Source organism: Pseudoduganella violaceinigra DSM 15887, from assembly GCF_000425385.1.
GTDB classification, from domain to species: domain Bacteria; phylum Pseudomonadota; class Gammaproteobacteria; order Burkholderiales; family Burkholderiaceae_D; genus Rugamonas; species Rugamonas violaceinigra.
In genome coordinates, this window is sequence record NZ_KE384356.1 from 96,716 (window position 1) to 120,166 (window position 23,451).

The following is a 23,451-nucleotide window of genomic DNA, read 5'->3' on the forward strand; positions in this document are numbered from 1 at the left end:
TGGCATCGGCCGCCGCCTTCGCCGCCAGCAAGGACTGCTGCCTGAGTATCGAATGCTGCCTGCGCATGCTGGGCTGCTGCTGAAACGGTAGCTGACACATGACGACCCACCGCATCGCGGTCATCGCCGGCGACGGCATCGGCAAGGAGGTGATGCCGGAAGGCCTGCGCACCCTGCACGCCGCCGCCGCCCGCTTCGGCCTGCCGCTCGAGTTCACCGCCTTCGAATGGGCCAACTGCGATTACTATATGCAGCATGGCCAGATGATGCCGGCCGACTGGTTCGACCAGTTGAAAGGCTTCGATGCGATCTACTTCGGCGCCGTCGGCTGGCCCGATGCGGTGCCCGACCATGTTTCCTTGTGGGGTTCCCTGATCAAATTCCGCCGCGAATTCGACCAGTATGTGAACCTGCGCCCGGTACGGCTGATGCCGGGCGTGCCCTGCCCGCTGGCCGGGAAAAAGCCCGGCGACATCGATTTTTATGTGGTGCGCGAAAACACCGAGGGCGAGTACTCCTCGGTCGGCGGCCGCCTGTTCGAGAACACCGCGCGCGAAACCGTGCTGCAGGAGGCCGTGTTCACGCGCAAGGGCGTCGACCGCATCCTGCAATACGCCTTCGAGCTGGCGCGCTCGCGGCCGAAGCGGCATTTGACCTCCGCCACCAAGTCGAACGGCATCGCGATCAGCATGCCGTACTGGGACGAGCGCGTGAAGGCCATGGCGGCCGGCTTCCCCGACGTGCATTGGGACCAGTACCACGTCGACATCCTGGCGGCGCGCTTCGTACTGAGCCCGGAGCGTTTCGATGTCGTGGTGGCGTCCAACCTGTTCGGCGACATCCTGAGCGACCTCGGACCAGCCTGCACCGGCACCATCGGCATTGCGCCGTCGGCCAACCTGAACCCGGAACGCACCCTGCCCTCGCTGTTCGAGCCGGTGCACGGCTCGGCGCCGGATATCTACGGCAAAAATATCGCCAACCCGGTCGCCATGATCTGGTCCGGCGCCATGATGCTGGACTTCCTCGGCAACGGCGACGCGCGCTACGCGCAGGCGCACGACGCCATCATGCGCGCCATCGAAACCGTGCTGCTGCAGGGCCCCCGTACACCGGACATGGGCGGCAAGGCCTCCACCACCGCCATGGGCGAGGCCATCGCCGCCCTGGTTTAAGCGCCCAGCAGCGCCTTCACCGCCGCCAGGTGGCGCTCGCTGACCGGCACCCGGTCGCCGCAGCGCAGGCGCAGCTGGCTTGCGCCATCGGCGTCGCGCTCGAGCGCCGCCACCTCGCTGCTGCGCACCAGGGCGCGCCGGTGCACGCGCAGGAAGGCGGCGGGATCGAGGTGCTGCTCCAGGCTGGCCAGCGGCACCCGGTGCAGGACGCGCCGCTGCGCCAGGCGCAACTCCACATAATTGCCCGCCGCTTCGATCCACAACACTTCATCCACCTGCACGCATTCGATGCGGCCGACCGAGCGCACATTCAGCTGCCGCAGCCAGGACGGCGCGGGCTCGGCAAAGGCCCGCATGGCGCGGCCGTAGGCGGCGCGCTGGCGTTGCTCGAGCATGGCGGCGGCGCGCTCCAGCGCCTGCGCCAGGCGCTGGTCGTCGAAGGGCTTGAGCAGGTAGTCCAGCGCATGCACTTCGAAGGCCTCGATGGCGTGCTCGTTGTAGGCGGTGGCGAAAATCACCAGCGGCGGCTCTGCGCGCCGGGCCAGCTCGCGCGCCAGCGCCAGGCCGGTTTCCTGCGGCATCTGGATATCCAGGAAGACCACATCGACCGCCTGCGCGTCCAGCACGGCGCGGGCGGCCGCGGCGCTGGCGCATTCCGCCACCAGCGCCCAGCCCGCATGCGGCGCCAGGCCGTAGCGCAGGTTGATGCGGCCCGGCTCTTCGTCGTCGACGATCAGGGCGCGGATCTTCATGCGGCGAAGTACATCGGCATATGGATTTCAGCGACAAAGCGGCCGCCGGCGCGTGCGGTGCGCAATGCGGCCCCGCTGCCGCAGGCCAGGCGCAGGCGCGCTTCGATATTGCGCAAGCCCATGCCCAGGCCGGGATTGGGCGCGGTTTCGCGCACCGAATTGCTGATGTGGATATGCAGCACGCCGCCCTGCTCGGCGAAGCGCAGCAGGATGTCGCCCTCGCCGTCATGGCAATCGAGATCGTGGCGCAATGCGTTTTCCACCAGCGGCTGCAGCAGCAGGGGCGGGCAATCGGCCGACAGCACGGCGCCGCTGTCGCCTTCGATGGCGACCCGCAGGCGCTCGCCATAGCGCATCGACTGCAGCGAAAGGTAGTCGCGCACGAACTGCAATTCCTCCGCCAGCGTGACCCAGTCGCGCGCGCTGGCCGACTGGGCGTAGCGCAGCAGGCCGGAGAGGCGGCTGACGGCGGTCAGGGTGGCGCCCTTGTCGTCCATGCGCACCAGGGCGCTGACCGCGTTCAGGGCGTTGAACAGGAAGTGCGGCTCCAGCTGCCCGCGCAGGGCCGCCAGGCGCTGCCGCTCCAGTTCCAGGCGCAGCGACAGGTTGTCGGTCTCGCGCGCCCGCTGCAGCTGCCAGATGCGGATCCCCGCCACCGTCACGAAGGTGAAGGTGGTCCAGGTGAGTTCGACGAAGAGGCCGGACAGGCTCATTTTCTGCAGCTGCGCGGAGAACAGGCATTCCAGCGGCAGGAAGAGCAGCAGCACCAGCAGGTAGGCGCGCCCGATGCCGCGCGGGCTGGCTAGCGCCTGCGGCCAGCGCTGCAGCGCGAGATACAGGACGGCGCTGAACACCACCATCAGCCCATGGGCACCGATCCAGCTGCCCAGCAGTTCCCCGAAAGAAGGGTTGGCGCCCCGCTGCAGCAGCGCCCCATAGGAGGACATGGCGCCGGTCAGGCAGATGGCGCTCCAGGCCAGGGCGCTGGCGCCCAGGACGCGCAGGAAATGCAAGGCTCTCATGGCGGGAGAGTATAGCGCCCCCGGCCGCGGGCCGCGACGGCGTCCGTCACCGGGGCATCCGGCTTCGTCACACCGGCTTTCCTGCATTTCAGGTCGCATTTTCTGCATTTCGTCGCACGTCGATGGTGCTCGACACCGCACATATCTATAGTTCAATCAACGAAACGCGAAACGAACTTAACCCAACCGAACGGAGAGCAAAATGAACATCGCCAAAAACATGGAATACATCTTCCTCGCTGCAGTCGCCGTGATCGGCGCCACCGGCCTGGCCACCGCCGCCACCCCGCTCAAGCACAGCGCCCCGGCAGCCATCGTCGCCAAGGCCGATGCCAAGGCAATGCCAGTGGTGACCGTCACCGCCAAGCGCCTGAGCGCCGCCGAAAAAGCCGCGCTGTAATTCGACACGACACCACCTTCACGGAGCCACGACATGAACAAGTTCTTCACCGCCACGATGATGACCGCAGCAATCTTCGCCGCCGGCTGCACCGCCCAGGCCGACGAAGTCATCACCGAAGCGCGTACTGTCGACGGCCGCGCCGTGAAAGTCGTACTGGAAGGCGTGATCGACCTGAAGCTGAAGCAAGGCGCACCGGCGCTGCTGCTTTCGGGCGACAAGCGCTACCTGCCAAAGATTACCGTGACCCAGGATGGCGACACGATCCGCATCGGTACCGACAATGTGCGCGGGATCGATACGGGCAGCCATCGCCTGAAAGCGGAACTGAGCCTGCCGCAACTGCGCGAACTGGTGTCCGCCGGCGTGGGTTCGGCCGACGTGAAGGGATTCGACGGCGACGATGTGCGCCTCTCCCTGGAAGGCGCCGGCGCCATGAACGTGGCCTCGCATTACAAGAAAATGGAGGTCCGCCTGTCCGGCGTCGGCAGCATGAATATCAGCGATACCAAGGCCGAGCAGGTCGACCTGAACCTGAAGGGCGCGGGCCAGATCGCGATCTCCGGCCAGACCAAACAGCTGGACGCCAAACTGGGCGGCATCGGCAGCCTCGATGCCAAGCAGCTGCAAAGCGACAGCCTCGACGCCGACATGACCGGCCTTGGCAGCGCCACCTTCAACGCCAAGACGTCCGCCAACCTGCGCCTGAGCGGCATGGGTTCGGCAACCGTGTACGGCAAGCCGGCCAACCGCCAGTCCGAGGCCCGCGGCCTGGGCAGCGTGTCCTGGAACTGACGCCAAGATTTCCCAACCAACTCGTGAGTTGTTTCACGGTGCTTGCCGCCCGCTAACCCCGGGCGGCTTTTTTACGCCCGCATCTTTCCCCAGCACGATGCGCAGCTGGGGCTCGCCGCTGCCGCGAATCTCGACCCGCGTCTCGGCCACATTGAAGGGGATGGTGTTGGTCAGGCGCACCACCTGCATGCCCTGCTCCCGCAAGCGCCGCGCCACGGCGGCGGCCATGCCGCGGATGCCGTTGCCGTTGCTGACCTCCAGCCGGGTGGGCGCCGCCGGCGCGGGCCCCCTCCGCTCCCCCTGCTCCCCCTGCTCCACCTGCGCCCCCCGCTCCACCCGCGCCACCTCGACCAGGCCGGCGCCGACCTGGCGCACTTCCACGCGCGCCATGCCGGCCGGCCACAGGCCCGCCGGTTCGCTGCCGGCTGCCGGTGCGGCGGGAGCGGCCGCCGCCGCTTCGCGCAGCATGCGCGCGTGGCGCATGGCTTCCAGCGCGCGGCCGGTCTCGCCGCCCGCTTCCAGCAGCGCCGCCAGCCGCTCCCAGGCCAGCGCGCTGGATGGCGCCAGCAGGCAGGCGCGTTCCAGCGCGGCGCGGGCGTCCTCCATGCGTCCGACCAGATAGTAGGCGTAGCCAAGGTCGCCCAGCTGCGCCGCGCCGGGGCGGCGCTGCACGCGCTGCTCCAGCAGGGCAATGGCCTCGGCATAGCGGCCTTCGCCGGCCAGCGCGGCAGGCGCCGGCGGCAAGGCCGGCAATGGCGGCGCCGTCTCCGGCGCGGGCGGCATCACGGGCAGGCTGCACGCGGCCAGCATGCCGGCGCAGGCGGCGACAATCGTTTTACGCATAAGGCCTCCTAACGCCCGCCATGCGCGGCGGGCAGCAGCACGGACTTCATCTGGATCGACGCGGGTCCCAGCAGCACGATCATCAGCGCCGGGAAAATGCAGAAGATCAGCGGGAACAGCAGCTTGAGCGCCACCTTGGCCGCCGCTTCCTGCGCCACCACCGCACGCTTGCGGCGCAGGTTGTCGGCGTGCACGCGCAGCGACTCGCCCATGCTGGTGCCGAAGCGCTCGGCCTGCACCAGCATCGCCACCAGCGCATCGACATCCTCCACGCCGCTGCGCAAGGCCAGGTTGCGCAGCGCGCGCTCCTTGCTAAAACCGGCGCGCATCTCCATCAGCACCAGTTGCAGCTCCTGCGCCAGGGCCACACTCTTGATGTGGATCTCGCCCGCCACCTTGACCAGGGCGCGCTCCATGCTGAGGCCCGCCTCGACGCAGATGGTCAGCAGGTCCAGCGCATCGGGCAGGCTTTCAAAGATGTCGCGCTGGCGCGCCCCGGCACGCCGCGCCAGCGCGCCGTTGGGCAGGTAATAGCCGATGGCGGCGGCGCCGAACAGCAGCAGCATCAGGTTGCCGGCGCGCCCGGCCAGGGGCAAGGCCACCAATGCCGGCAAGCCCAATGCCAGCACGGTTTTGGCGGCGAAGTACAGCCCGGGTGCGGACGGATGGCGCCAGCCCGCGTTCATGAAGCGGGTACGCAGGGCCGACTTTTCCCAGCCTTCCTCGGGCAGCGACAGGCGGCTGAATGGTTCCGCCACGCGCGCCACCTTCTCGATCCACTCGCCCTGGCCCGGCGCGGGCGCCGCCTCGGCCTCCCCGCTGAGGGACTTCAGACGTTCGCGCAGCGGCACGCCGGAGAAGGCCAGCATCAGCCACAGGGCCAGTCCCGCCACCACGCCGAACACCAGCAGCAGGAACAGCATATCGGCGGCGCTCATACGCGCACCTTGACGATGCGGCGCATCCACACCATGCCGGCCACGATGGCGCAGACCGCGTACCACAGCAGGCGCTGCCCGTTCGGGTCGTGCCACAGCACGCCGCTGTATTTGGGATTGGTCAGCTGCATGGCCGCCATCAGGCCGACCGGCATCAGGGTCAGCACCCAGGCCGACATGCGTCCCTCCGCCGACATCACCCGCACCTGCGCCAGCAGCTGCAGGCGGGCGCGCGTCATGCGCGACACGTTGTCGAGCAGCTCGGCCAGGTTGCCGCCCGATTCGCGCTGGATCAGCACCGCGATCACCAGGTAGCGCAAGTCGGTCAGCGGCACCCGCGCCGCCAGGTTGTGCAGCGCATCCTGCATGGTCACGCCGAAATTGACTTCCTCGTAGGTGCTGCGGAATTCGCCGCCCAGGGGGTCGGCCACCTCGTCGCCCGCCATCTGCATCACATTGGCGAAGGAATGGCCGGCGCGCAGCGCACGCGCCAGGAAGTCGGCCATTTCAGGCAGCTGGGATTCGATGCGGCGCACCCGCGCGGCGCGCGCCCGCAGCAGCATGGCGCCCGGCGCGGCGGCGCACAGCAGGCCGGCAATGGCCGCCGGCAGCGGCGGCAGGTGCAGCACGGCGGGCAGCAGCAAGCCAGCCAGCACGGCGCCCCCCTGCACCGCCAGGAAGCGCGCCACCTGCCAGCGCAGGCCCGCTTGCAGCAGCAGGCGGTCCAACGCGGCGGCCGCCGGCATGCGCCGCAGCAGCCGGTCGAGCGCCGGCGCGGCGGCGTAGCGGCGCTCCTTGAGGATGCTGATGGCGCCGCCCGCGCTGTCGGTGCGGCCGGACATCAGGCGCAAGCGGCGCGCCACCCGGCGCGCGCTATGGCCATGGCTGTTGCTCCACCAAAGCCAGGCGCCCTCGCACAGGCAGATCACGGCGGCAAACAGCAGAACGGAAAAGCCGGTCCAGGCGAAATCCATGGCGCCCTCCTTATTCGTACACCTTGCCCGGGTCGAACAGGCTGTCCGGCACCGGGACGCCGAACATGCGCAGGCGGTCGGCAAACCGCGGCCGCACGCCGGTGGCGTAGTAATGGCCCTGCACCCTGCCCTGGCCATCGACGCCGGTCTGCTCGAAATGGAAGATCTCATGCATGGCCACCGTGTCGCCTTCCATGCCGGTGACCTCCTGCAGGCTGACCAGCTTGCGCGTGCCGTCGGTCAGGCGCGTCAGCTGCATCACCACCGTGATGGCGGAGCAGATCTGCTGGCGCGCCGTGCGCGGCGTCAAGTTGGCGCCGGCCATGCCCACCATGCTTTCCAGCCGCGACAGCGCGTCGCGCGGCGAGTTGGCGTGGATGGTGGCGAACGAGCCCTCGTGGCCCGTGTTCATGGCCTGCAGCATGTCGATCGCCTCGGCGCCGCGCACCTCGCCCAGGATGATGCGGTCGGGCCGCATGCGCAGCGCATTGCGCACCAGGGCGCGCTGCGTCACCTCGCCCTTGCCTTCCACGTTCGGCAGGCGCGTTTCCAGGCGCACGATATGGGGCTGGCGCAGCTGCAGCTCGGCCGCGTCCTCGATGGTGACGATGCGCTCGCTGGCCGGGATATAGCCGGACAGCACATTCAGCAAGGTGGTCTTGCCGCTGCCGGTGCCGCCGGAAATGAGCACGTTCAGGCGCGCCTGGCCCAGCGCCTTCAGCACTTCCGACATGGGCGGCGTCAGGCTCTTGAACTCCAGCAGCCGCTCCATCGACAGCGGCTGCGCCGAAAAGCGGCGGATCGACAGGATCGGACCATCGACCGCCAGCGGCGGGATGATGGCGTTCACGCGCGAGCCGTCCGGCAGGCGGGCGTCGACCATCGGGCTCGATTCGTCGACGCGGCGGCCCACGCGCGACACGATCTTTTCGATGATCTTCATCAAGTGCGTGTTGTCGTGGAAGCTGATGCCGGTCAGCTCCAGGCGGCCGGTGCGCTCGACGTAGACCTGGGCGTGGGTGTTGACCAGGATGTCAGACACGCCGGGGTCGGCCAGCAGCGGCTCCAGCGGCCCGAAGCCCAGCATCTCGTTCTGGATATCGAGCACCAGCTTGTGCCGCTCGCCCTGGTTCAGCACGATGCGCTCGTCGTCGACGATGCGCGCCACCAGCAGCGCCAGTTCATGCTTGAACTGCTCGGGCGTCAGGCGCTTCAGGCGCTCCAGGTCGATGCGCTCCAGGATCATCTGGTGCATGGACTTCTTCAACTCCTGGTAAGCGGCATCGGCCATCGCCGGCGCGCTCGGCGCGGCGCTGTCCTCGTCTCCCAGGGCCAGGCGTTCTCTCAGGCTCATGGCATGCTCCTTTTCAATGCTCTGTCTCTGCACGGCCGAACAGGCGGTCGAACAGGCCTTTGCTCTCGGGCAGGCGGCGCTCGGTGACCGTCTCCACCAGTTCGGCCAGGCTGCGCGCCACCGGGCTGCTGCGCGCCAGCTGCAGCAGCGGGATGCCCTGGTTCACCGAATCGGTGGCCGACAGGTAGTCGTTGGGCACCGTGTGCAGCACGTCGGCGCCAAGCGCCTGCTCCAGGTCCGCCAGGCGCAGCTTGCCGCCCTTTTCATAGCGGTTGACGATCAGGCGCACACGCCCGGCCGGATAGCCGAGCGAGCGGAAGATGTCGAGCAGGCGGCGGCCGTCGCGGATGTCGGGCAGGGCCAGCTGCAGCACCGGGTAGATGGCGTCGGCCTGGTCCAGCGCGCGCAGCGACAGCGCATCGATCTGGCGCCCCACATCGAGCAGCACGTAGTCGTAGTGCTGGCGCGCCACGCGCAGGATGGCGTCGATATGGTCCGGCTTCATCTGCGTCGCCATGGCCGGGTCGTCGGCCGCCGCCAGCACGCCGAAGCCGGGCGCCACATGCACCAGGCAGGACTCCAGGAATGCCGCGTCCAGGCGCCCGATCTGGCTGCAGATGTCGGACAGGGTCATGGCCGGCTTCTGGTCCGACACGTACAGCGTGGCGTCGCCGAACTGGCCGTGCAGGTCGAGCAGCAGCACCTTGCGCGCGGCCAGCGCCGCCAGGGCATAGCCGAAATTGGTGGCCAGGAAGGTGGCGCCGCTGCCGCCCTTGCAGGAGATGAAGGCCAGCGCCTTGCCCTCGCGCACCGCGGTCACGCCGCGCTCGATCTCGATGCGGTCCAGGGCCTCGTGCAGGGCGCGGTGCACCAGGGGCAGCTGCAGCACCTCGCGCATGCCGACCCGCATGGCGCGGATCAGCAGATCGTGCTGCGGCGCCCGCGTCAGCAGGATGAAGGAGGCGTCCGGATAATGGCGCGCCAGCGGCTCCAGCAGCGCGGCATGCGCCGGCTCCACCTCGCTGGCATCGAACAGCACCAGCTCGGGCGGCTGCGGCAGCAGGCGCTCCACCGCCTCGCGCAGGTCGCGCCGCGTGGCCGCCAGCTGCAGCGCCGGCAGGCGCGCCGAGCCCTGCGCCGCCAGCTCCGCCCGCAAGACCTCGTCATTGCTGATCAACAGCGCTTTCATGGCACCTCCTTGGTCGATGGATTCAGGGGCAAGGCGCCTGGCCCGGCGCATAACCCAGCGATTCGGCCGCCACCAGGGCGCTGGCGGCGGGCAGCGCATCGGGCACCGGCACCATCGGCAGCAGCGCTTCGTAGGCCAGCGCCGGACAGCCGGCGCCGCTGCCGCACAGGCGCACGCGCACGAAGCTGATGCAGGCGGCGCCGTGCGGGTCGCGCGCGCAGTTGACGCGGTTGGCCAGCGGGCAGGCCGGCAGCAGCGGCAGCGGCGCCAGCGCGCCGGCGGCGTCCTGCCACAGGTACTCGATGCGCAGATTGGCGCTGCCCACATTCGGCGCCAGCGGCAGCGGGCCGTCGTCGCTGCGGAACAGCGCAGCCCGGCGCAGCGCCTGCAGCGCGGCGGGATTGCTGAAGTCCGCCGCCGCGGCAGCGCGGGCGGCGCGCCGCGTCACCTCCGGCACGGCATTCCACAGGAATACCAGGCGGCCGTATTCGATGGTGGCGAACAGGAAGGGCATCACCACCAGGCAGACGATGGCGAATTCGACGCTGGCCAGGCCGCGCCGGCGGGACGCCCTAACGGTCACGGCCGACCTCCACAAAGGCCGACAGCTGGAGCGGGAAGTTGGTTCCAAACAGCTCGTCATGGAATTGCACCACCACTTCCACGCCGGCCTTGGTGGGTGTGCTGCCCGGCGGCAGGGTGGCACAGGGCGATGGATCGCAGAAGAAGTTCACCTGCAGCTCCTGCACGTCGACGTTGGCGGCGGCCAGCGTCTCGTCGATGATGCCTTGCGCGGCCGACAGGGCGGCGCTGCGCGGCACGCTGTCGTGCAGGACTTCCACCGGCACCGTCGCCAGGTAGCGCGCGGCATTGCTGGCAGCGCGGTCCAGGGCGGCGCCGTTCAGCGCCAGGCGCCCGCAGTAGACCAGGTTCGCCAGCAGCGAGGTGGTGGCCAGCATCACCAGGCCCGCTTCGATGGCGGCGGCGCCGCCGCAGCGCCGGCGCTTCATTGCAGCAGCTCCACGTCGGTCGCCAGCGCCGCCACTTCTTTGGCGCTGAGGATGCCGGCAAATTCGCCCGGCACTTCGCTGGCCGAGGCTTGCGCCGTCAGCAGGAAGCGCGCCACGGCCAGCACCGTGCCCTCGGCATAGGCGCCGGCGGCGATGGGGCAGGACAGCAGCGGCACATACAGCAGGCGGCGCTCCTTGCGGCTCGGGGTGGCGCCGGGCTGGGTGGCGAAGGCCGGCGTGTTGTACGGCGCCGCCGCGCTGGGCCAACTGGTGCCGGTATTGCTGAAGCCCGGCGAGGACGGATAGAGGACGGCCCAGCTGCTGGTGGTAAAGGCGCTGTTGTTGCTTTTTTTGGCCGCGCCGTAGGCCCATAGCGTGCCGTACTGCGCCGGCGGCACGGCTGCCAATGGCGGCGCGCGGTCGGCCACGGTCATCAAGGGCTTGCCGGCGGCGGGCGTGCTGGAGGCGGCCGAAGCTTGCGGCGGGTAGCTGCTCATCCAGCTGGCCTGGGTGCCGCGGTATTCGCGCACATTGCTGTCGGCCGGCGCCAGGTGGCGGTCGCAGGGATCGCTGCCGCCATAGCTGCCGAAGCGCGAATTGAGCTGCCGCCACAGGCCGAAGGGGCCGCCGCGGCGCAGGTGCAGCCGGCCCGTCAGCGAGGGATAGGCCAGCTTGCCGATGCACATGAAGGGCGCCAGCTGGCTGTCGTCGATGGCGGCCGCCGCGCCGCCCGGCGCGCTGAGCGGGTCGACCAGGAAGTACTCGCCGCTGGCGGCGCCGGCGGCGGCGTTCAGCGCCAGCAGGTTGTAGCCGACGCCGAAGCGAAAGCCGTAGTCGACCCGCTCATCGAGGCCGCCGCCGTTGGCGCGCGTGGCCACCGGCACGCTGCTCGGGGCGCAGACGGCCAGGGGCAGCACGCGCATCCCGTTGGGACCGGCCACGGCGCGCGCCGTCACCGCGGCCGGGGCGCTGGCGCCCAGCAGGCTGCCGAAGATGACCGGCAAGGTGGTGAAGGCCGCCCCCAGCGCCGCCATGTCGGTGCGCACGTAGCGCAGGCCGGACGGCGCCGCCAGCGCCGCGTCGTAGCCTTGCCATGGGCCGGACGGCTCCCCGGCGAAGGACAGGGCCCCGCTGCCCAGCACCACAGCGCCCACGCCGCGCACGCTGCGCGTCGATGCCGCCTGCGCCGCCTTGGTGAAGGCATTGGCCACGCCCGCCGCCGTGCCGTCCAGCTGCTGCGCGGCCGTCAGCGCGGCGCTGTCGGCCACCTGCTGCAGCAAGGCCCCGCGCTCGAAGGCCATCGACAGTTCCAGCGCCAGGCCGCCGATGCCGACCGCGATCGGCAAGACCGCGGCCGCCAGCACGGCCACCGAGCCGCGTTCGCCTGCCGCCTTCATTTGCGCTCTCCCATGTCGGGCGCCGGTTCGCTGAAGGACTTGCGGTAGCGCGCCTGCGCCGCCGCCGCCGCCGCGCCGTCCATCCCCGCGCCCTCGCCTTCCGGCCGCACCAGGTGCGCGGTGATCACGAACAGCAGTTCGCTGCGGTCGTTCTGGAAATCGCTGCTGCGGAACAGGGCGCCCAGCACCGGGATCTCGCTCAGGAAGGGCACGCCGCGTATGCTGTTGACCTCCGTATGCCGGATCAAGCCGCCGATCGCAAAGCTCTGCCCATCCTGCAGCTGCACCGTGGTGCTGGCGCGGCGCGTGGTAATCAAGGGGAAGATGGCGCGCCCGGTCACCGTCCCCGTCGTCACGCCGATGCCGTCGCGCGACAGCTCCGACACTTCCGGCGCCACCTTCAGGTTGATGCGCCCGCCCGCCAGCACGGTGGGCGTAAACTTCAGGCCGACGCCGAACTCCTTCTCTTCCAGCGTGACCCGGTTATTGTCCTGCGCCACCGGCACCATCACCTTGCCGCCGGCCAGGAAATTGCCTTCCTGCCCGCTCATCGCCATCACGGTCGGTTCGGCCAGGATGCGCACCTGGCCGTCCTGGTGCTCGGCGTCCAGGCGCACGCTGCTGCCGTTGGATTTGGTCAGCGTCAGGCCGGCACCCAGGGTGCCGCTCAGGAAGTCGGCCAGCACCATGGCGCTCCAGCTGCCGCTGGCATGGCGCAGCGACAGGCCCGCTTCCAGCTTGTCGAGCAGGGTTTTGGAGACCTCGGCCACCTTCACTTCCAGCTTGACCTGCTGCGGCGCGCTGACGGCCAGCAGGTTGACCAGGCGCGGTCCGGGCGGCGTTTGCTGGGCCGATGCGCCGTCGCGGCGCTCCAGCGGCTGCGGGGCCTGGCGCACAAAGGCTTGCGCCAGGTCGAGCACCTGGGCCAGGGTGGCGCCGTCGCTCACGCTGCCGCTCAGGGCAACGGCGTCGGCGGCGGCGCTGACCTTGATGCCGCGTTCCTGCGGCAGCAGGTCGGCCAGGCTGGCGCGCAGCGGCCCCACGTCCAGCCCCACCGCCACCTCCACCACGCTGCAGCTGCCGCTCTTGCCCTGCACGATCAGGTTGGTGCCGCCGATTTCCGCGCCGACCAGGTAAAGCGTGTCGGGCGCCACCAGGGTGGCTTGCAGCACATGCGGGTTGCCGATGCTGCGCCCGTACACCGCATCGGGCAGGCGCATCAGGGTGGATTTGCCCAGTTCCAGCGCCAGCTTGCCGGGCACGGCGGGCGTCCCGGCGCAGCGCAGGCCATCGCCACGGACCGGCAGGGACAACAGGGCCAGCACAGCCGGCAGACAGATCGATGCGGGTCGCATGGCGCCTCCTCACAGGCATTCGCGGCGACTGCGGTTGCCGTCGATGACGCCGATGCAATAGCGCGCCGGCGCGGCGGATGGCGCCGCCCGCGCCAGGCGCGGTGCGGCGGCGGCGGGCGGCGGCGCCACGGCGGGCACGCCCGGCGCCGGATCCATGCCCAGCACGCTATGCCGCGTGGCGCCCGGCGTGGCGCCCGGGAGCGGGTCGACCTGGTTGCGCAGCGCCAGCGACAGCGTGCCGACGCTGCGCGCCAGGTCCAGGCGTTCGGCCTGGTCCGGCGTCACCTCCAGCGTGACGGCGTTGACCACGCGCGGCTTGGTATCGTCGCGCGCCACTTCCTGCGCCACGGCCAGCACCAGGATGCGCTCCAGCACGATCTTCGACAGCGCGGGCTCGTTGCCGCTGCCCTGGCCCGGCGCATGCACCAGGATGTCGACGAAATTGCCCGGCAGGGCAAAGCCGGCCACGCCCACCACATCGTTCACGCGCACGGTGATGGCGCGCTTGCCTTCGGTGATCAGGGCCGACAGCCCGCCCAGGGTGCCGGCCGGCGCCAGCTTGGCGGCCGTCACCGGTTCGCCGCGCTGCACGCTGGCTTTCAGCACGCGCCCCGCCAGCGGCGCCAGTTCGCGCTGGGCCCCGGCCGGCATGCTGGCGCCCGGCCAGTCGGCCAGCGCCAGCATGTCCGGCGCCAGGCGCTGGCCCAGGCCGACATCGGCCGCCGCCACGGCGATGCGCACGGTGGCCGGCGTGGCCTGGCGCAGCAGCCAGCGCGAGGCCAGCAGCACGGCAGCCAGGCCCAGCACGGCGGCCAGCCCCAGCATCAGCAGCGCGCGCCGCCCTTTCATGCGGCACCATCGGCGAACATGCTGGACCAGGCCTGGTCCAGCGTGGCCGGATTCAGCTTGGGCACGGTACCGGCAAAGCCCGCGAATTCCGCCACCCGCGCCACGATCTCGTGCGGCAGGCTGGCCAGCAGCGGCTGGCCGCTGCCGCGGTGCAGCTCGCCCACCAGGTAAGCCAGGGCCGCGTCGTCGGCGTCCATGCCGCGCGCCCGGCATTGCTGGCGCAGCAGGCTGCGGTAACTGGCTTCGGGCAGCGGCCCCAGCGCCACCTTGTAGCCGATGCGGCGCAGCGCCGCGCCGTCGAGCAGGGCTTGCGGCGCCAGGTTGGTGGCAAAGGCCAGCGCGGCACGGCAGGGCACGCTGAACGCATGGCCGCCGGGCAGCGCCAGCTGGTCGGTGCCGGTGTCCAGCAGTTGCGCCAGCCGGTTCAGCAGGGTCGGCGCCGGCCAGCGCTGGCGCCCCAGGTCGTCGATGATCAGCAGGCCGTGGCAAGCCTTGAGCTGGGGCGGCGCCAGATAGCAGCCGCCGGCCGCGTCATGGCACAGGTCGAGCATGCCGGCGTCGAGTTCCGGCCCCAGCTGCACCACGGGACGCTGGCTCAACAGCCAGCGCGCGTCGCCGCCGCGCGCCGCGGCCTGCCGGCCGGGCAAGGGGGGCGGCGCCAGGTGCACCGCCGCGTCGTAGAGCTGGATGATGGCGCCGCCCACCGCCACCGCATACGGCACCGCCACCGTGCCCTGCAGCAGGCGTCCCAGCTTGCGCGCCAGGGTGCTCTTGCCGCTGCCGGACGGTCCGTACAGGCAGAGCGAGCGGCCCGCATGCATGGCCGCCCCCACCAGTTCGTGGATGCGCGGCGGCAGGCAGTCGTCGGCGAACACCGTCGCCACGTCGGCGGCCTGCACCGGCGGCAGGCGCAGCGCCTGGCGCTGCAGCTGGGCGCGCCAGGCATCGAGCGGCACCGGCACCGGGCCCGCATAGGGCGAGCGCTCCAGCCACTCGGCGGCGCGCTGGCGGCCGATGCCGGTCAGTTGGTATTGCACGTCGATATCGGCATCGCCGCGCGCCGCCACCTCCACCACCTGCTCGCCCTGCAGGCCGTCGAGTACTTCGCGCAACACATTGATCGACAGGCGCAGGCGGCCCGTCAGCGCCGCCAGATGGCAGCGGCCGGCGCCCAGCAAGGCCTTGCCGGCCAGCTCGGCCAGCATGGCCGGCTCCAGGCCGGTGTCGCGCACGGTGCGCGGCGGGGGCGGCAGCAGCGGCTGCTCATCGTCTGCAAAATCGATCATGGTGACCTCCCTGTTGGAAACGATGATAGCCACGGCTTTCCAGGTGGATATTGAGGCGGAGCAAAGGTCAGCGATGCGCCAACGCAACGGTGGCGATGGTGCCGGCGGCGATCGCCACCGCGTAGGGCATGCCGTCCGCTCTGGTGCCACGCCAGCGCGCCAGTTGCAAACAAAACAAGGCCAACACGCCGCCGGCCATGGCGCTCCACAGCGCCAGCTGCAGCGCCTGCCAAGGCCCGAGGAAACTGCCGGCCATGGCCAGCAGCTTGACGTCGCCGGCCGCCATGCCGCCCAGGACATACAGGGGCATGAACAGCAGCAGGCCGACGCCCGCACCGGCCAGTCCCTGGGCCAGCAGCGAGCCGCCGCCGCCGACGCGCCAGTGCAGCAGCAGTGCCAGCAGCAAGCCCGCCAGCACCAGCACATTGGGTACCCGGCGCCACGCCAGGTCCGAGGCTGCCGCCTGGATCACCAGGCACAGCAGGATGATTTCGAGTCCGCTCATGGGAAATTGGCCAGCTGCCTGGCCGCCACCGGGCAGCTGGCCAGCCCGCTTATGGTGCTGGCGTCAAGGCGTCCTTCACCTTGCCGAACACCGCTTCCAGCTTGCCGCCGATATCGCCCATCACCGCCGAGACCGCCACGGCAATCACGGCGGCGATCAAGCCATACTCGATCGCCGTCACGCCCCGTTCGTCCCGGATGAACCGCCTTACTGCAGAAAGTGCTCTCATGATGATCTCCTTTGCTAGGAAAACTCTGACGCCTGGGCTGCGCATCATTGGCTTCACTATAGGAGCCATTCCTACGAGCAAGTTGATTTTGCGCAAGCTTTCCGCATAGAACTTTTCCGCATGCGCGGCGGTTCTGTGTCACACTAAAGCCATGGAAGTGTGTTGCATTGCGACCGTGTTCTGCATGAAACTACGCGAAGCTAATTGCCGAGAATGCAAAAAAGATTTATCCTGATCAGCTATTCTTTAGAAAGCCCCTCGCTTTACCTCTGAGCGCCTAGTTATCGGACACTCATATGGACTCCCTCCTGAAACACATGGTGGACATGACCGGCCACCGCGATCACACGATGCTGGACATCTCGGTGATCTCGGCGGTAGCGGAATTGGCATCTGCCGCGCAGGTACGCGTATTGAGCATCGTCAATGTGCGCGGCCAACTGTACCTGCGTTCGCGCGCCGTGATCGAGCGCGGCCGTGCGCCGCGCATGGAAGAGCACCTGGATCCGTCCGCAGCGGGCGATCTGGTGAGCAACTTCCCCGCCCTGGCGCGCTGCCTGGCCCACCATGAATCGAGCGCCGACTACATGTCGCCCGAGGGTGAGCACACACTCTGGCTACCCATCTGGATGGGCGAAAAGGCCGACACCTGCCTGGAAATCGTCAACCCGACCCCCTACACCAGCGACACCATCCACATCATTGGCGGCATTGTCAGCGTGTACAGGAATTTCCAGAATCTGCTCGACTATAGCGAGCGCGACTCGCTGACGGGCCTGCTGAACCGCAAGACCTTCGACGACCAGTTGGCCAAGATGCTGCAGGCCTCGGCCGAGAACGAGATCATGGCGGTGCCGCCAGACGGCCGCGAGCGCCGGAATCCGCAGGAGCAGGAAAAGCAATGGCTGGCCGTGATCGATGTCGACCATTTCAAGGCCGTTAACGACAAGTTCGGCCATTTGTACGGCGATGAAGTCTTGATCCTGATCGCCAACCTGCTGCAGTCGTCCTTCCGCTCACAGGACCGCGTCTTCCGCTTCGGCGGCGAGGAATTTGTGGTGCTGCTGCGCTCGTCCACGCTGGAAAATGCCAAAAAGATCATCGAGCGCTTCCGCATGAATGTGGAACAGCACGATTTCCCGCAGGTGGGACGGGTGACGGCGAGTGTCGGCTTCGTCAGCATCAGCGCCTACGAGGCGCCAGTGATCATCCTGGGCCGCGCCGACCAGGCCCTGTACTACGCCAAGAGCCACGGCCGCAATATGGCCTGCCATTACGACGAACTGGTCAGCGGCGGCCTGCTGCAGACCGTCGAATCCAACGATACCGCCGAGTTCTTCTGACCCTCAGGCCCCGGCCAGGGTCAGGAAGCGCATCGGATCGACCTGCCATTTGGACGGCGACTCATGGCCGACGATCTTGTCGCCGCCGCCAAAGCCCAGGCCGCGCGACAGGTCGACGGTTTCCGGCTTGATGTAGACCTTGTTCCGGGTATTGAAGAAAACATTCACCTTCGGCGCCAGCAGATTGGTTTCGTGCGGCTCGACCACCACGCCGAGGCGGCCCGATTCCAGCATGACCAGGGTGCCGACCGGGTAGATGCCGACGCAGCGCATGAATTCCTGCACCAGCTGCGGGTTGAAGTGGTGCTTGCTCCACTCATAGATCTTGCGCAGCGCCGCGGCGGCCGGCAATCCCTTGTGGTAGACCCGGTCTGCGGTAATGGCATCGTACACATCGACAATTGCCGCCATCTGCGCGATTTCGCTGATATCGTCGCCGGCCAGCTTGTCCGGGTAGCCGGTCCCGTCGCGCCGCTCGTGGTGGTGGCGCGTGATGTCCAGCGCCAGCGCCGGCACCTCGGGCGACTGGATCAGGATATTGAAGCCATCCATCGGGTGCTTCTTGATGATGGCGAATTCCTCGTCGGTCAGCGGCCCCGGCTTGTTCAGGATGGCATCCGGCACCAGGGCCTTGCCGGTGTCGTGCAGCAGGCCGCCCAGGCCGGCTTCGCGCACGATCGCCTGCTCCATGCCGCGCGCGTTGGCGAAGGCCACCAGCAGGGCGCACACGCTGACCGAATGCAGGAAGGTGTAATCGTCCTTGGTCTTGATGCGCAGCAGGCCCAGCAGGGCGCCCGGGTTGCGCAAGATGGATTCCGTGATGTTTTGCACCACCGGCTGCACCGCGCCGATTTCGATCGCCTTGCCAAGGCGGGCGTCGGCCATGACATTGCGCACCACACCGGCCGCCTGCTGGCGGATCTGGGCGGCGCGCTGCAGCTCTTCGCCCAATGAGGTTTTAATAATGCGTGCCGGTTCCCTGGCGATCGCTTCCAGCGCGCGCTCGGTGGCGGCCTGCGCCTCTTCCAGCGACGGCGCTTCCTCCACATCGAGCCCTTTGGAAGCGTCGATCACCACATCGTGAATGCCGGACTGGACGATCTTCTGGATCTGCTCCTGGCTGGAAATCACGAAGCGGTTGCGGACGAAGGGGTGGGTCATCCAGTCGCAACTGAGGTCGTGAATATACATGCCGACCTTTAACTGCGCTGAATCGACTTTCTTTAACATGGTGGGGCTCGGCTAGTGTGCTGGAGAACGTTAGAATAAGTATACACAATGTTTTCCCAAGGGAATATGGAACTCCGACAACTGCGTTACTTCGTTGCCATAGTCGACCATGGATCGCTGTCGCGTGCGGCCCTGGTCTTGCATGTGGCCCAGCCGGCCTTGACCCAGCAACTGCGCCAGCTCGAGGAGGAACTGGGCGCGCAACTGCTGCACCGCAGTGCCCAGGGCGTGCTCAGCACGGACGCGGGTAAAGTATTTTACGACCATGCCCAGGCAATCCTGAAACAAGTTGTCGATGCCCGTTCCGCCGTGACACAGTCGGCGCGTCCTGCCGGCAGTGTCACCATGGGCTTGCCGCATAGTATTTCCGGCGCCCTGGCCCTGCCGCTGCTGACCGCCGCGCGCGAGCACTATCCCGATATTACGCTACAGTTGACCGAAGAACTCACCGGTAACCTGGCAGAACAGCTCAAAAGCGGCCGGGTCAACCTGGCCGTGCTGTTCGACGATGGCCAGTTGACCCCATTCGCCAACACGCCGCTGGCGGAAGAAGAGCTGCGTTTCATCTGCCGCCACGACGCGGCATGGTTTACCGGCGCCGAGTCGGTCACCTTGCAACAAGCCCTGCACACGACCCTGATCCTGCCCGGGCTGCAGCACGGCGTGCGCCCGCGCATCGAAGCCGTGGCGCGCGCCGCCGGGCTGGCGATTGGCAACGTGATTGAAATCAACTCGATCGCCATCCTGAAATCGGCCATCATGGCCGGCATGGGCGCGACCATCCTGCCCGTGGCGCCGGTGCTACCGGAAATCGACTTGGGCCAAATGCGCAGCGTGCGCATCCACCAACCGGCCATCCACCGCACCGTGGTACTGTGTGCATCGCGCAACATCCCGCTGACCAATGCCGCCAACGCCATCGCAGCCCTGACCCAGCAAGTGGCCACTGAGCTCTGCCAGCGCGGCACCTGGCCCGGCGCCCGCCTGCTGGGCTGATGCCGCCCGCCCCATTCCGCCGCGGCTGGCCATACGGATGGGCGGTCAAGCCATCACTTTTTCTTATACCCCCATCCCCAAACCATATTTCCGTCTACGTAAAGTAAACCGTAAACTCTGCGGCTGAAATTGGCGGCACACCCGCAGCCAACGTGACTTAGGCGAGGACGCGCTGACCCGGCGCCGACCTGTGCCAGGCACATACCGAACCATGATTTTGGAGACAGCCACCATGCCAGACAGCAAGGCAGCAGGCAGCAACGCGCCTGTACTCAACGACGTCAGCCTCGACGACAAATTCACTTCCACCACCGGTAAAGTTTTCCTGTCCGGCATCCAGGCGCTGGTGCGCCTGCCCATGATGCAACAGCTGCGCGATGCGCGCGCCGGCCTGAACACCGGCGGTTTCATCTCCGGCTACCGCGGCTCGCCGCTGGGCGGCCTGGACGAGACGCTGTGGAAGGCCCAGCCGCACCTGGAAAAGCACCATGTGCAATTCGTGCCGGGGGTGAACGAGGATCTGGCGGCGACCGCGGTCTGGGGCTCGCAGCAGGTTGACCTGATCGGTCCGGCCAAGTACGACGGCGTGTTCGCCATGTGGTACGGCAAGGGCCCGGGCGTGGACCGCTGCGGCGACGTCTTCAAGCACATGAACCATGCCGGCACGTCGCAACACGGCGGCATCCTGCTGGTGGCCGGCGACGACCATGGCGCCTACTCCTCCACCCTGCCGCACCAGTCGGACCATATCTTCTCCGCCTGCATGATCCCCGTCCTGTATCCCTGCAATGTGCAGGAATACATCGACCTCGGTATCCACGGCTGGGCCATGTCGCGCTTCTCCGGCTGCGCCGTCGCCTTCAAGGCGCTGGCCGACACCGTCGAGTCGAGCGCGTCCATCGATGCCGATCCCTTCCGCGTCGACGTGAAGATCCCGCAAGATTTCGTGATGCCGGAAGGCGGCCTGAATGCCCGCCTGTCCTCCATCCCGCTGGGCCAGCAGGCGCGCAACCAGGAAGCGCTGATGCAGGACTATAAGATCTACGCGGCCCTGGCTTACGCCCGCGAGAACAAGCTGAATCACACCACCATCGATTCCAAGGACGCCAAGCTGGGCATCATCGCCTCCGGCAAATCCTACCTGGACGTGCTAGAAGCGCTGGAAGAACTGGGCATCGACGAAGCCATGGCGGCCAAGGTTGGCCTGCGCCTGTTCAAGGTTTCCATGCCATGGCCGCTGGAGCCGGACTCGGTGCGCGAATTCGCGCAAGGCCTGGACGAAATCCTGGTGGTCGAGGAAAAGCGCCAGTTCGTCGAATACCAGCTGAAGGAACAGCTGTACAACTGGCGCGACGACGTGCGCCCGCATATCATCGGCAAGTTCGACGACAAGGGCGAGTGGGTGGCCCCGCGCGGCGAATGGCTGCTGCCGCCGAAGGCCGACTTCTCGGTGTCGCAGGTGGCGCGCGTGATCGCCGGCCGCGTCGCCCGCTACATCGCCGACACCCATATCCAGGACCAGATCAAGGCGCGCCTGGCCTTCCTGGAAGCCAAGGACGCGGTGCTGAAGAAAGCGATCGAGACACCGTTCCGCCCGGCCTTCTACTGCTCCGGCTGCCCGCACAACACCTCGACCAAGGTGCCGGAAGGCTCCTTCGCCCTGGCCGGCATCGGCTGCCATGTGATGGCGACGTCGATCTACCCAGAAATGAACAAGCTGACCACCCATATGGGCGGCGAAGGCACGCCGTGGATCGGCCAGGCCGCCTTCAGCAAAGTGCCGCACGTGTTCCAGAACCTGGGCGACGGCACCTACTTCCACTCCGGCTATCTGGCGATCCGCGCCGCCGTCGCAGCGAAGGTCAACATCACCTACAAGATCCTGTACAACGACGCCGTGGCGATGACCGGCGGCCAGCCGGTCGACGGCACCGTGTCGGTGCCGATGATCGCGCAGCAGATGGCAGCCGAAGGCATCCAGCGCATCGCCCTGGTGACCGAAGACCTGTCGCGCTACACCGACCGCTCCGCCCTGCCCGGCAGCGTCACCCTGCACGACCGCAAGGACATGGACGCCGTGCAGCGCGAACTGCGCGAGCTGCCGGGCTGCACCGTCATCATCTACGACCAGACCTGCGCCGCCGAAAAGCGCCGCCGCCGCAAGAAGGGCGAGTTCCCCGACCCGGCCAAACGCATGGTCATCAACGAAGCCGTGTGCGAAGGCTGCGGCGATTGCGGCATCCAGTCCAACTGCGTCTCGATCCTGCCGAAGGAAACGGAATTCGGCCGCAAGCGCACCATCGACCAGTCGTCCTGCAACAAGGACTATTCCTGCACCAAGGGTTTTTGCCCATCCTTCGTCACCGTCGAAGGCGGCACGCTGAAAAAGACCAAGACCGGCACCGCCAAGAACGACGACTGGGGCGATATCCCGGCGCCCGTGCTGCCGGGCATTGAACAGCCGTACAACATCCTGATCAACGGCATCGGCGGCACCGGCGTGATCACCGTCGGCGCGCTGATGGGCATGGCCGCCCACCTGGAAGGCAAGGGCGCCTCCGTGCTGGACATGACCGGCATGTCGCAGAAAAACGGCTCCGTGACTTCCCACGTCAAAGTGGCGAAGACCCCGGCCCACCTGCGCGCCCAGCGCATCGCCACCGGCGAAGCGGACCTGATCCTGGGCTGCGACATGCTGACCTCCGGCGCCTACGACGCCGTGTCGAAGATGCGGCCCGGTCGCACCTTCGCCATCGTCAACCAGCATGAGCAGCCGCCAGGCACCTTCGCCCAGAACGCCGACTGGCAGTACCCGGCTGAAAGCGTGGAAGCACTGATCACCGAATCGGTCGGCGGCGCACAGTCCGTGGACTTCATCAACGCCACCAAGCTGGCGACGGCGCTGATGGGCGATTCGATTGCCGCCAACCTGTTCATGCTGGGTTACGCCTGGCAGAAGGGCCGTATTCCGCTCAGCGAAGCCGCCCTGCTGCGCGCCATCGAACTGAATGGCGTGGCGGTGGAATCGAACAAGCGCGCCTTCCTGTGGGGCCGCCGCGCCGCGGTGGACTTCAAGCGCGTGGAAAAGATCGCCACCCCGACCCAGGCGGTCGTGGTGCAGATGCCGCAGTCGCTGGAAAACGTGATCAAGAAACGCGTGGAATTCCTGACCGGCTACCAGGATGCCGCCTACGCGGCCGCCTACGAGACGCTGGTGGCCGAAGTCCGGGCCAGGGAAACCGCGCTGGGCCTGGGCAACAAGCTGTCGACGGCCGTCGCCAAGTCGCTGTTCAAGCTGATGGCCTATAAAGATGAATATGAGGTGGCCCGCCTGTACACCGATGGCCGCTTTGTGGAGCAGCTGAAGTCCCAGTTCGAAGGCGATTTCTCGCTGAAGTTCAACCTGGCGCCGCCGCTGTTCGCGAAGAAGGATGCCAAAGGCCACCTGGTCAAGGCGGAATACGGTTCGTGGATGTGGAAGGCGTTCTCCCTGCTGGCCAAGTGCAAGGGCCTGCGCGGCGGTACTTTCGATATCTTCGGCTACAGCGAGGAGCGTAAGATGGAACGCGCCTTGATCACCGAGTTCCGCGGGGTTGTTGCTGAGCTGCTGGCCGGGTTGTCGGCTGGCAACCATGAGCAGGCGGTGGCGCTTGCCAACCTGCCCGAGAAGATCCGTGGCTTTGGCCATGTGAAGGAAAAGGCTGTGGCCGAGTACCAGGTGAATCAGGCGAAGATGATGGCTGCGTTCAAGGGCGCCAACCACGCGCACGCCGCCTGAAACCGGTAAACCCGTGTCCGGCCCGCGGCCG

The 23,451-nt window shown here is 68.0% G+C and carries 22 protein-coding genes; 6 read left to right on the forward strand and 16 right to left on the reverse strand.

Annotated features, from left to right (window positions below; all coding sequences use genetic code 11):
• Positions 1–98 precede the first annotated feature (98 nt).
• Positions 99–1,175 carry a tartrate dehydrogenase gene (locus H597_RS0117015; protein ID WP_028103186.1) on the forward strand — a complete coding sequence of 359 codons (1,077 nt, stop codon included), beginning with the start codon at positions 99–101 and terminating at the stop codon, positions 1,173–1,175.
• Here H597_RS0117015 and H597_RS0117020 read toward each other — a convergent pair.
• Both H597_RS0117020 and H597_RS0117025 read right to left on the reverse strand, forming a co-directional pair.
• Positions 1,172–1,927, reverse strand: a complete 756-nt coding sequence (locus H597_RS0117020) for a LytR/AlgR family response regulator transcription factor (protein WP_028103187.1) — start codon at positions 1,925–1,927, stop codon at positions 1,172–1,174. The two genes, H597_RS0117015 and H597_RS0117020, sit on opposite strands and share 4 nt — an antisense overlap.
• Positions 1,924–2,949 carry a sensor histidine kinase gene (locus tag H597_RS0117025; RefSeq protein WP_051293870.1) on the reverse strand — a complete coding sequence of 342 codons (1,026 nt, stop codon included), beginning with the start codon at positions 2,947–2,949 and terminating at the stop codon, positions 1,924–1,926. The genes H597_RS0117020 and H597_RS0117025 overlap by 4 nt, the downstream gene beginning before the upstream one ends.
• 202 nt (positions 2,950–3,151) lie before the next feature.
• On the opposite strand from H597_RS0117025, the gene H597_RS0117030 reads away from it, so the two are divergent.
• Positions 3,152–3,349 carry a hypothetical protein gene (locus tag H597_RS0117030; protein ID WP_028103189.1) on the forward strand — a complete coding sequence of 66 codons (198 nt, stop codon included), beginning with the start codon at positions 3,152–3,154 and terminating at the stop codon, positions 3,347–3,349.
• A 33-nt stretch (positions 3,350–3,382) separates the two neighbouring features.
• Positions 3,383–4,144: a GIN domain-containing protein gene (locus H597_RS0117035; protein ID WP_028103190.1), complete on the forward strand. Its 762-nt coding sequence runs from the start codon at positions 3,383–3,385 to the stop codon at positions 4,142–4,144.
• A gap of 33 nt (positions 4,145–4,177) precedes the next feature.
• On the opposite strand, the gene H597_RS36125 is transcribed toward H597_RS0117035, so the two are convergent.
• From H597_RS36125 to H597_RS0117100, 13 genes are all read right to left on the reverse strand, one after another.
• A complete protein-coding gene (locus tag H597_RS36125; RefSeq protein WP_028103191.1) occupies positions 4,178–4,987 on the reverse strand; it encodes a LytR C-terminal domain-containing protein in 810 nt (269 codons plus the stop codon).
• 8 nt (positions 4,988–4,995) lie between these two features.
• Positions 4,996–5,925 (reverse strand): type II secretion system F family protein, encoded by a 930-nt coding sequence (locus tag H597_RS0117045; protein WP_028103192.1) that lies wholly within the window; start codon positions 5,923–5,925, stop codon positions 4,996–4,998.
• On the reverse strand, positions 5,922–6,899 hold the full coding sequence (locus H597_RS0117050) for a type II secretion system F family protein (RefSeq protein ID WP_028103193.1): 978 nt from the start codon (positions 6,897–6,899) through the stop codon (positions 5,922–5,924). Before H597_RS0117050 ends, H597_RS0117045 begins: the two co-directional genes overlap by 4 nt.
• A gap of 10 nt (positions 6,900–6,909) precedes the next feature.
• Positions 6,910–8,253: a TadA family conjugal transfer-associated ATPase gene (locus H597_RS0117055; RefSeq protein WP_028103194.1), complete on the reverse strand. Its 1,344-nt coding sequence runs from the start codon at positions 8,251–8,253 to the stop codon at positions 6,910–6,912.
• A gap of 13 nt (positions 8,254–8,266) precedes the next feature.
• The gene (locus H597_RS0117060; RefSeq protein ID WP_028103195.1) at positions 8,267–9,442 is read right to left on the reverse strand and encodes a CpaE/TadZ family protein; all 1,176 of its coding nucleotides are present in this window, start codon (positions 9,440–9,442) and stop codon (positions 8,267–8,269) included.
• 22 nt (positions 9,443–9,464) lie between these two features.
• The gene (locus H597_RS0117065) at positions 9,465–10,025 is read right to left on the reverse strand and encodes a TadE family protein (protein WP_035374560.1); all 561 of its coding nucleotides are present in this window, start codon (positions 10,023–10,025) and stop codon (positions 9,465–9,467) included.
• A complete protein-coding gene (locus H597_RS0117070; RefSeq protein WP_028103197.1) occupies positions 10,015–10,452 on the reverse strand; it encodes a TadE/TadG family type IV pilus assembly protein in 438 nt (145 codons plus the stop codon). Before H597_RS0117070 ends, H597_RS0117065 begins: the two co-directional genes overlap by 11 nt.
• A complete protein-coding gene (locus H597_RS31325; protein ID WP_051293871.1) occupies positions 10,449–11,849 on the reverse strand; it encodes a Tad domain-containing protein in 1,401 nt (466 codons plus the stop codon). The genes H597_RS0117070 and H597_RS31325 overlap by 4 nt, the downstream gene beginning before the upstream one ends.
• Positions 11,846–13,204 carry a type II and III secretion system protein family protein gene (locus H597_RS31330; RefSeq protein WP_083941151.1) on the reverse strand — a complete coding sequence of 453 codons (1,359 nt, stop codon included), beginning with the start codon at positions 13,202–13,204 and terminating at the stop codon, positions 11,846–11,848. The genes H597_RS31325 and H597_RS31330 overlap by 4 nt, the downstream gene beginning before the upstream one ends.
• A gap of 9 nt (positions 13,205–13,213) precedes the next feature.
• Positions 13,214–14,053 (reverse strand): Flp pilus assembly protein CpaB, encoded by an 840-nt coding sequence (gene cpaB / locus H597_RS0117085; protein ID WP_028103198.1) that lies wholly within the window; start codon positions 14,051–14,053, stop codon positions 13,214–13,216.
• A complete protein-coding gene (locus tag H597_RS0117090; protein ID WP_028103199.1) occupies positions 14,050–15,339 on the reverse strand; it encodes a DUF8689 domain-containing protein in 1,290 nt (429 codons plus the stop codon). Before H597_RS0117090 ends, cpaB begins: the two co-directional genes overlap by 4 nt.
• A gap of 67 nt (positions 15,340–15,406) precedes the next feature.
• On the reverse strand, positions 15,407–15,844 hold the full coding sequence (locus tag H597_RS0117095) for an A24 family peptidase (RefSeq protein WP_028103200.1): 438 nt from the start codon (positions 15,842–15,844) through the stop codon (positions 15,407–15,409).
• Positions 15,845–15,893: 49 nt separating this feature from the next.
• Positions 15,894–16,073: a Flp family type IVb pilin gene (locus H597_RS0117100; RefSeq protein ID WP_028103201.1), complete on the reverse strand. Its 180-nt coding sequence runs from the start codon at positions 16,071–16,073 to the stop codon at positions 15,894–15,896.
• A 296-nt stretch (positions 16,074–16,369) separates the two neighbouring features.
• Between H597_RS0117100 and H597_RS0117105 the strand changes: the two genes are divergently transcribed.
• The gene (locus H597_RS0117105) at positions 16,370–17,416 is read left to right on the forward strand and encodes a GGDEF domain-containing protein (RefSeq protein ID WP_028103202.1); all 1,047 of its coding nucleotides are present in this window, start codon (positions 16,370–16,372) and stop codon (positions 17,414–17,416) included.
• Between the two features lie 3 nt (positions 17,417–17,419).
• Here H597_RS0117105 and H597_RS0117110 read toward each other — a convergent pair whose 3' ends face one another.
• Positions 17,420–18,646, reverse strand: a complete 1,227-nt coding sequence (locus tag H597_RS0117110; protein ID WP_028103203.1) for an HD-GYP domain-containing protein — start codon at positions 18,644–18,646, stop codon at positions 17,420–17,422.
• Positions 18,647–18,712: 66 nt separating this feature from the next.
• Here H597_RS0117110 and H597_RS0117115 point away from each other — a divergent pair, with 66 nt between their 5' ends.
• Both H597_RS0117115 and H597_RS0117120 read left to right on the forward strand, forming a co-directional pair.
• Positions 18,713–19,642 carry a LysR substrate-binding domain-containing protein gene (locus H597_RS0117115; RefSeq protein ID WP_028103204.1) on the forward strand — a complete coding sequence of 310 codons (930 nt, stop codon included), beginning with the start codon at positions 18,713–18,715 and terminating at the stop codon, positions 19,640–19,642.
• 232 nt (positions 19,643–19,874) lie between these two features.
• Positions 19,875–23,420, forward strand: a complete 3,546-nt coding sequence (locus tag H597_RS0117120) for an indolepyruvate ferredoxin oxidoreductase family protein (RefSeq protein ID WP_035374564.1) — start codon at positions 19,875–19,877, stop codon at positions 23,418–23,420.
• The last annotated feature ends 31 nt before the right edge of the window (positions 23,421–23,451 follow it).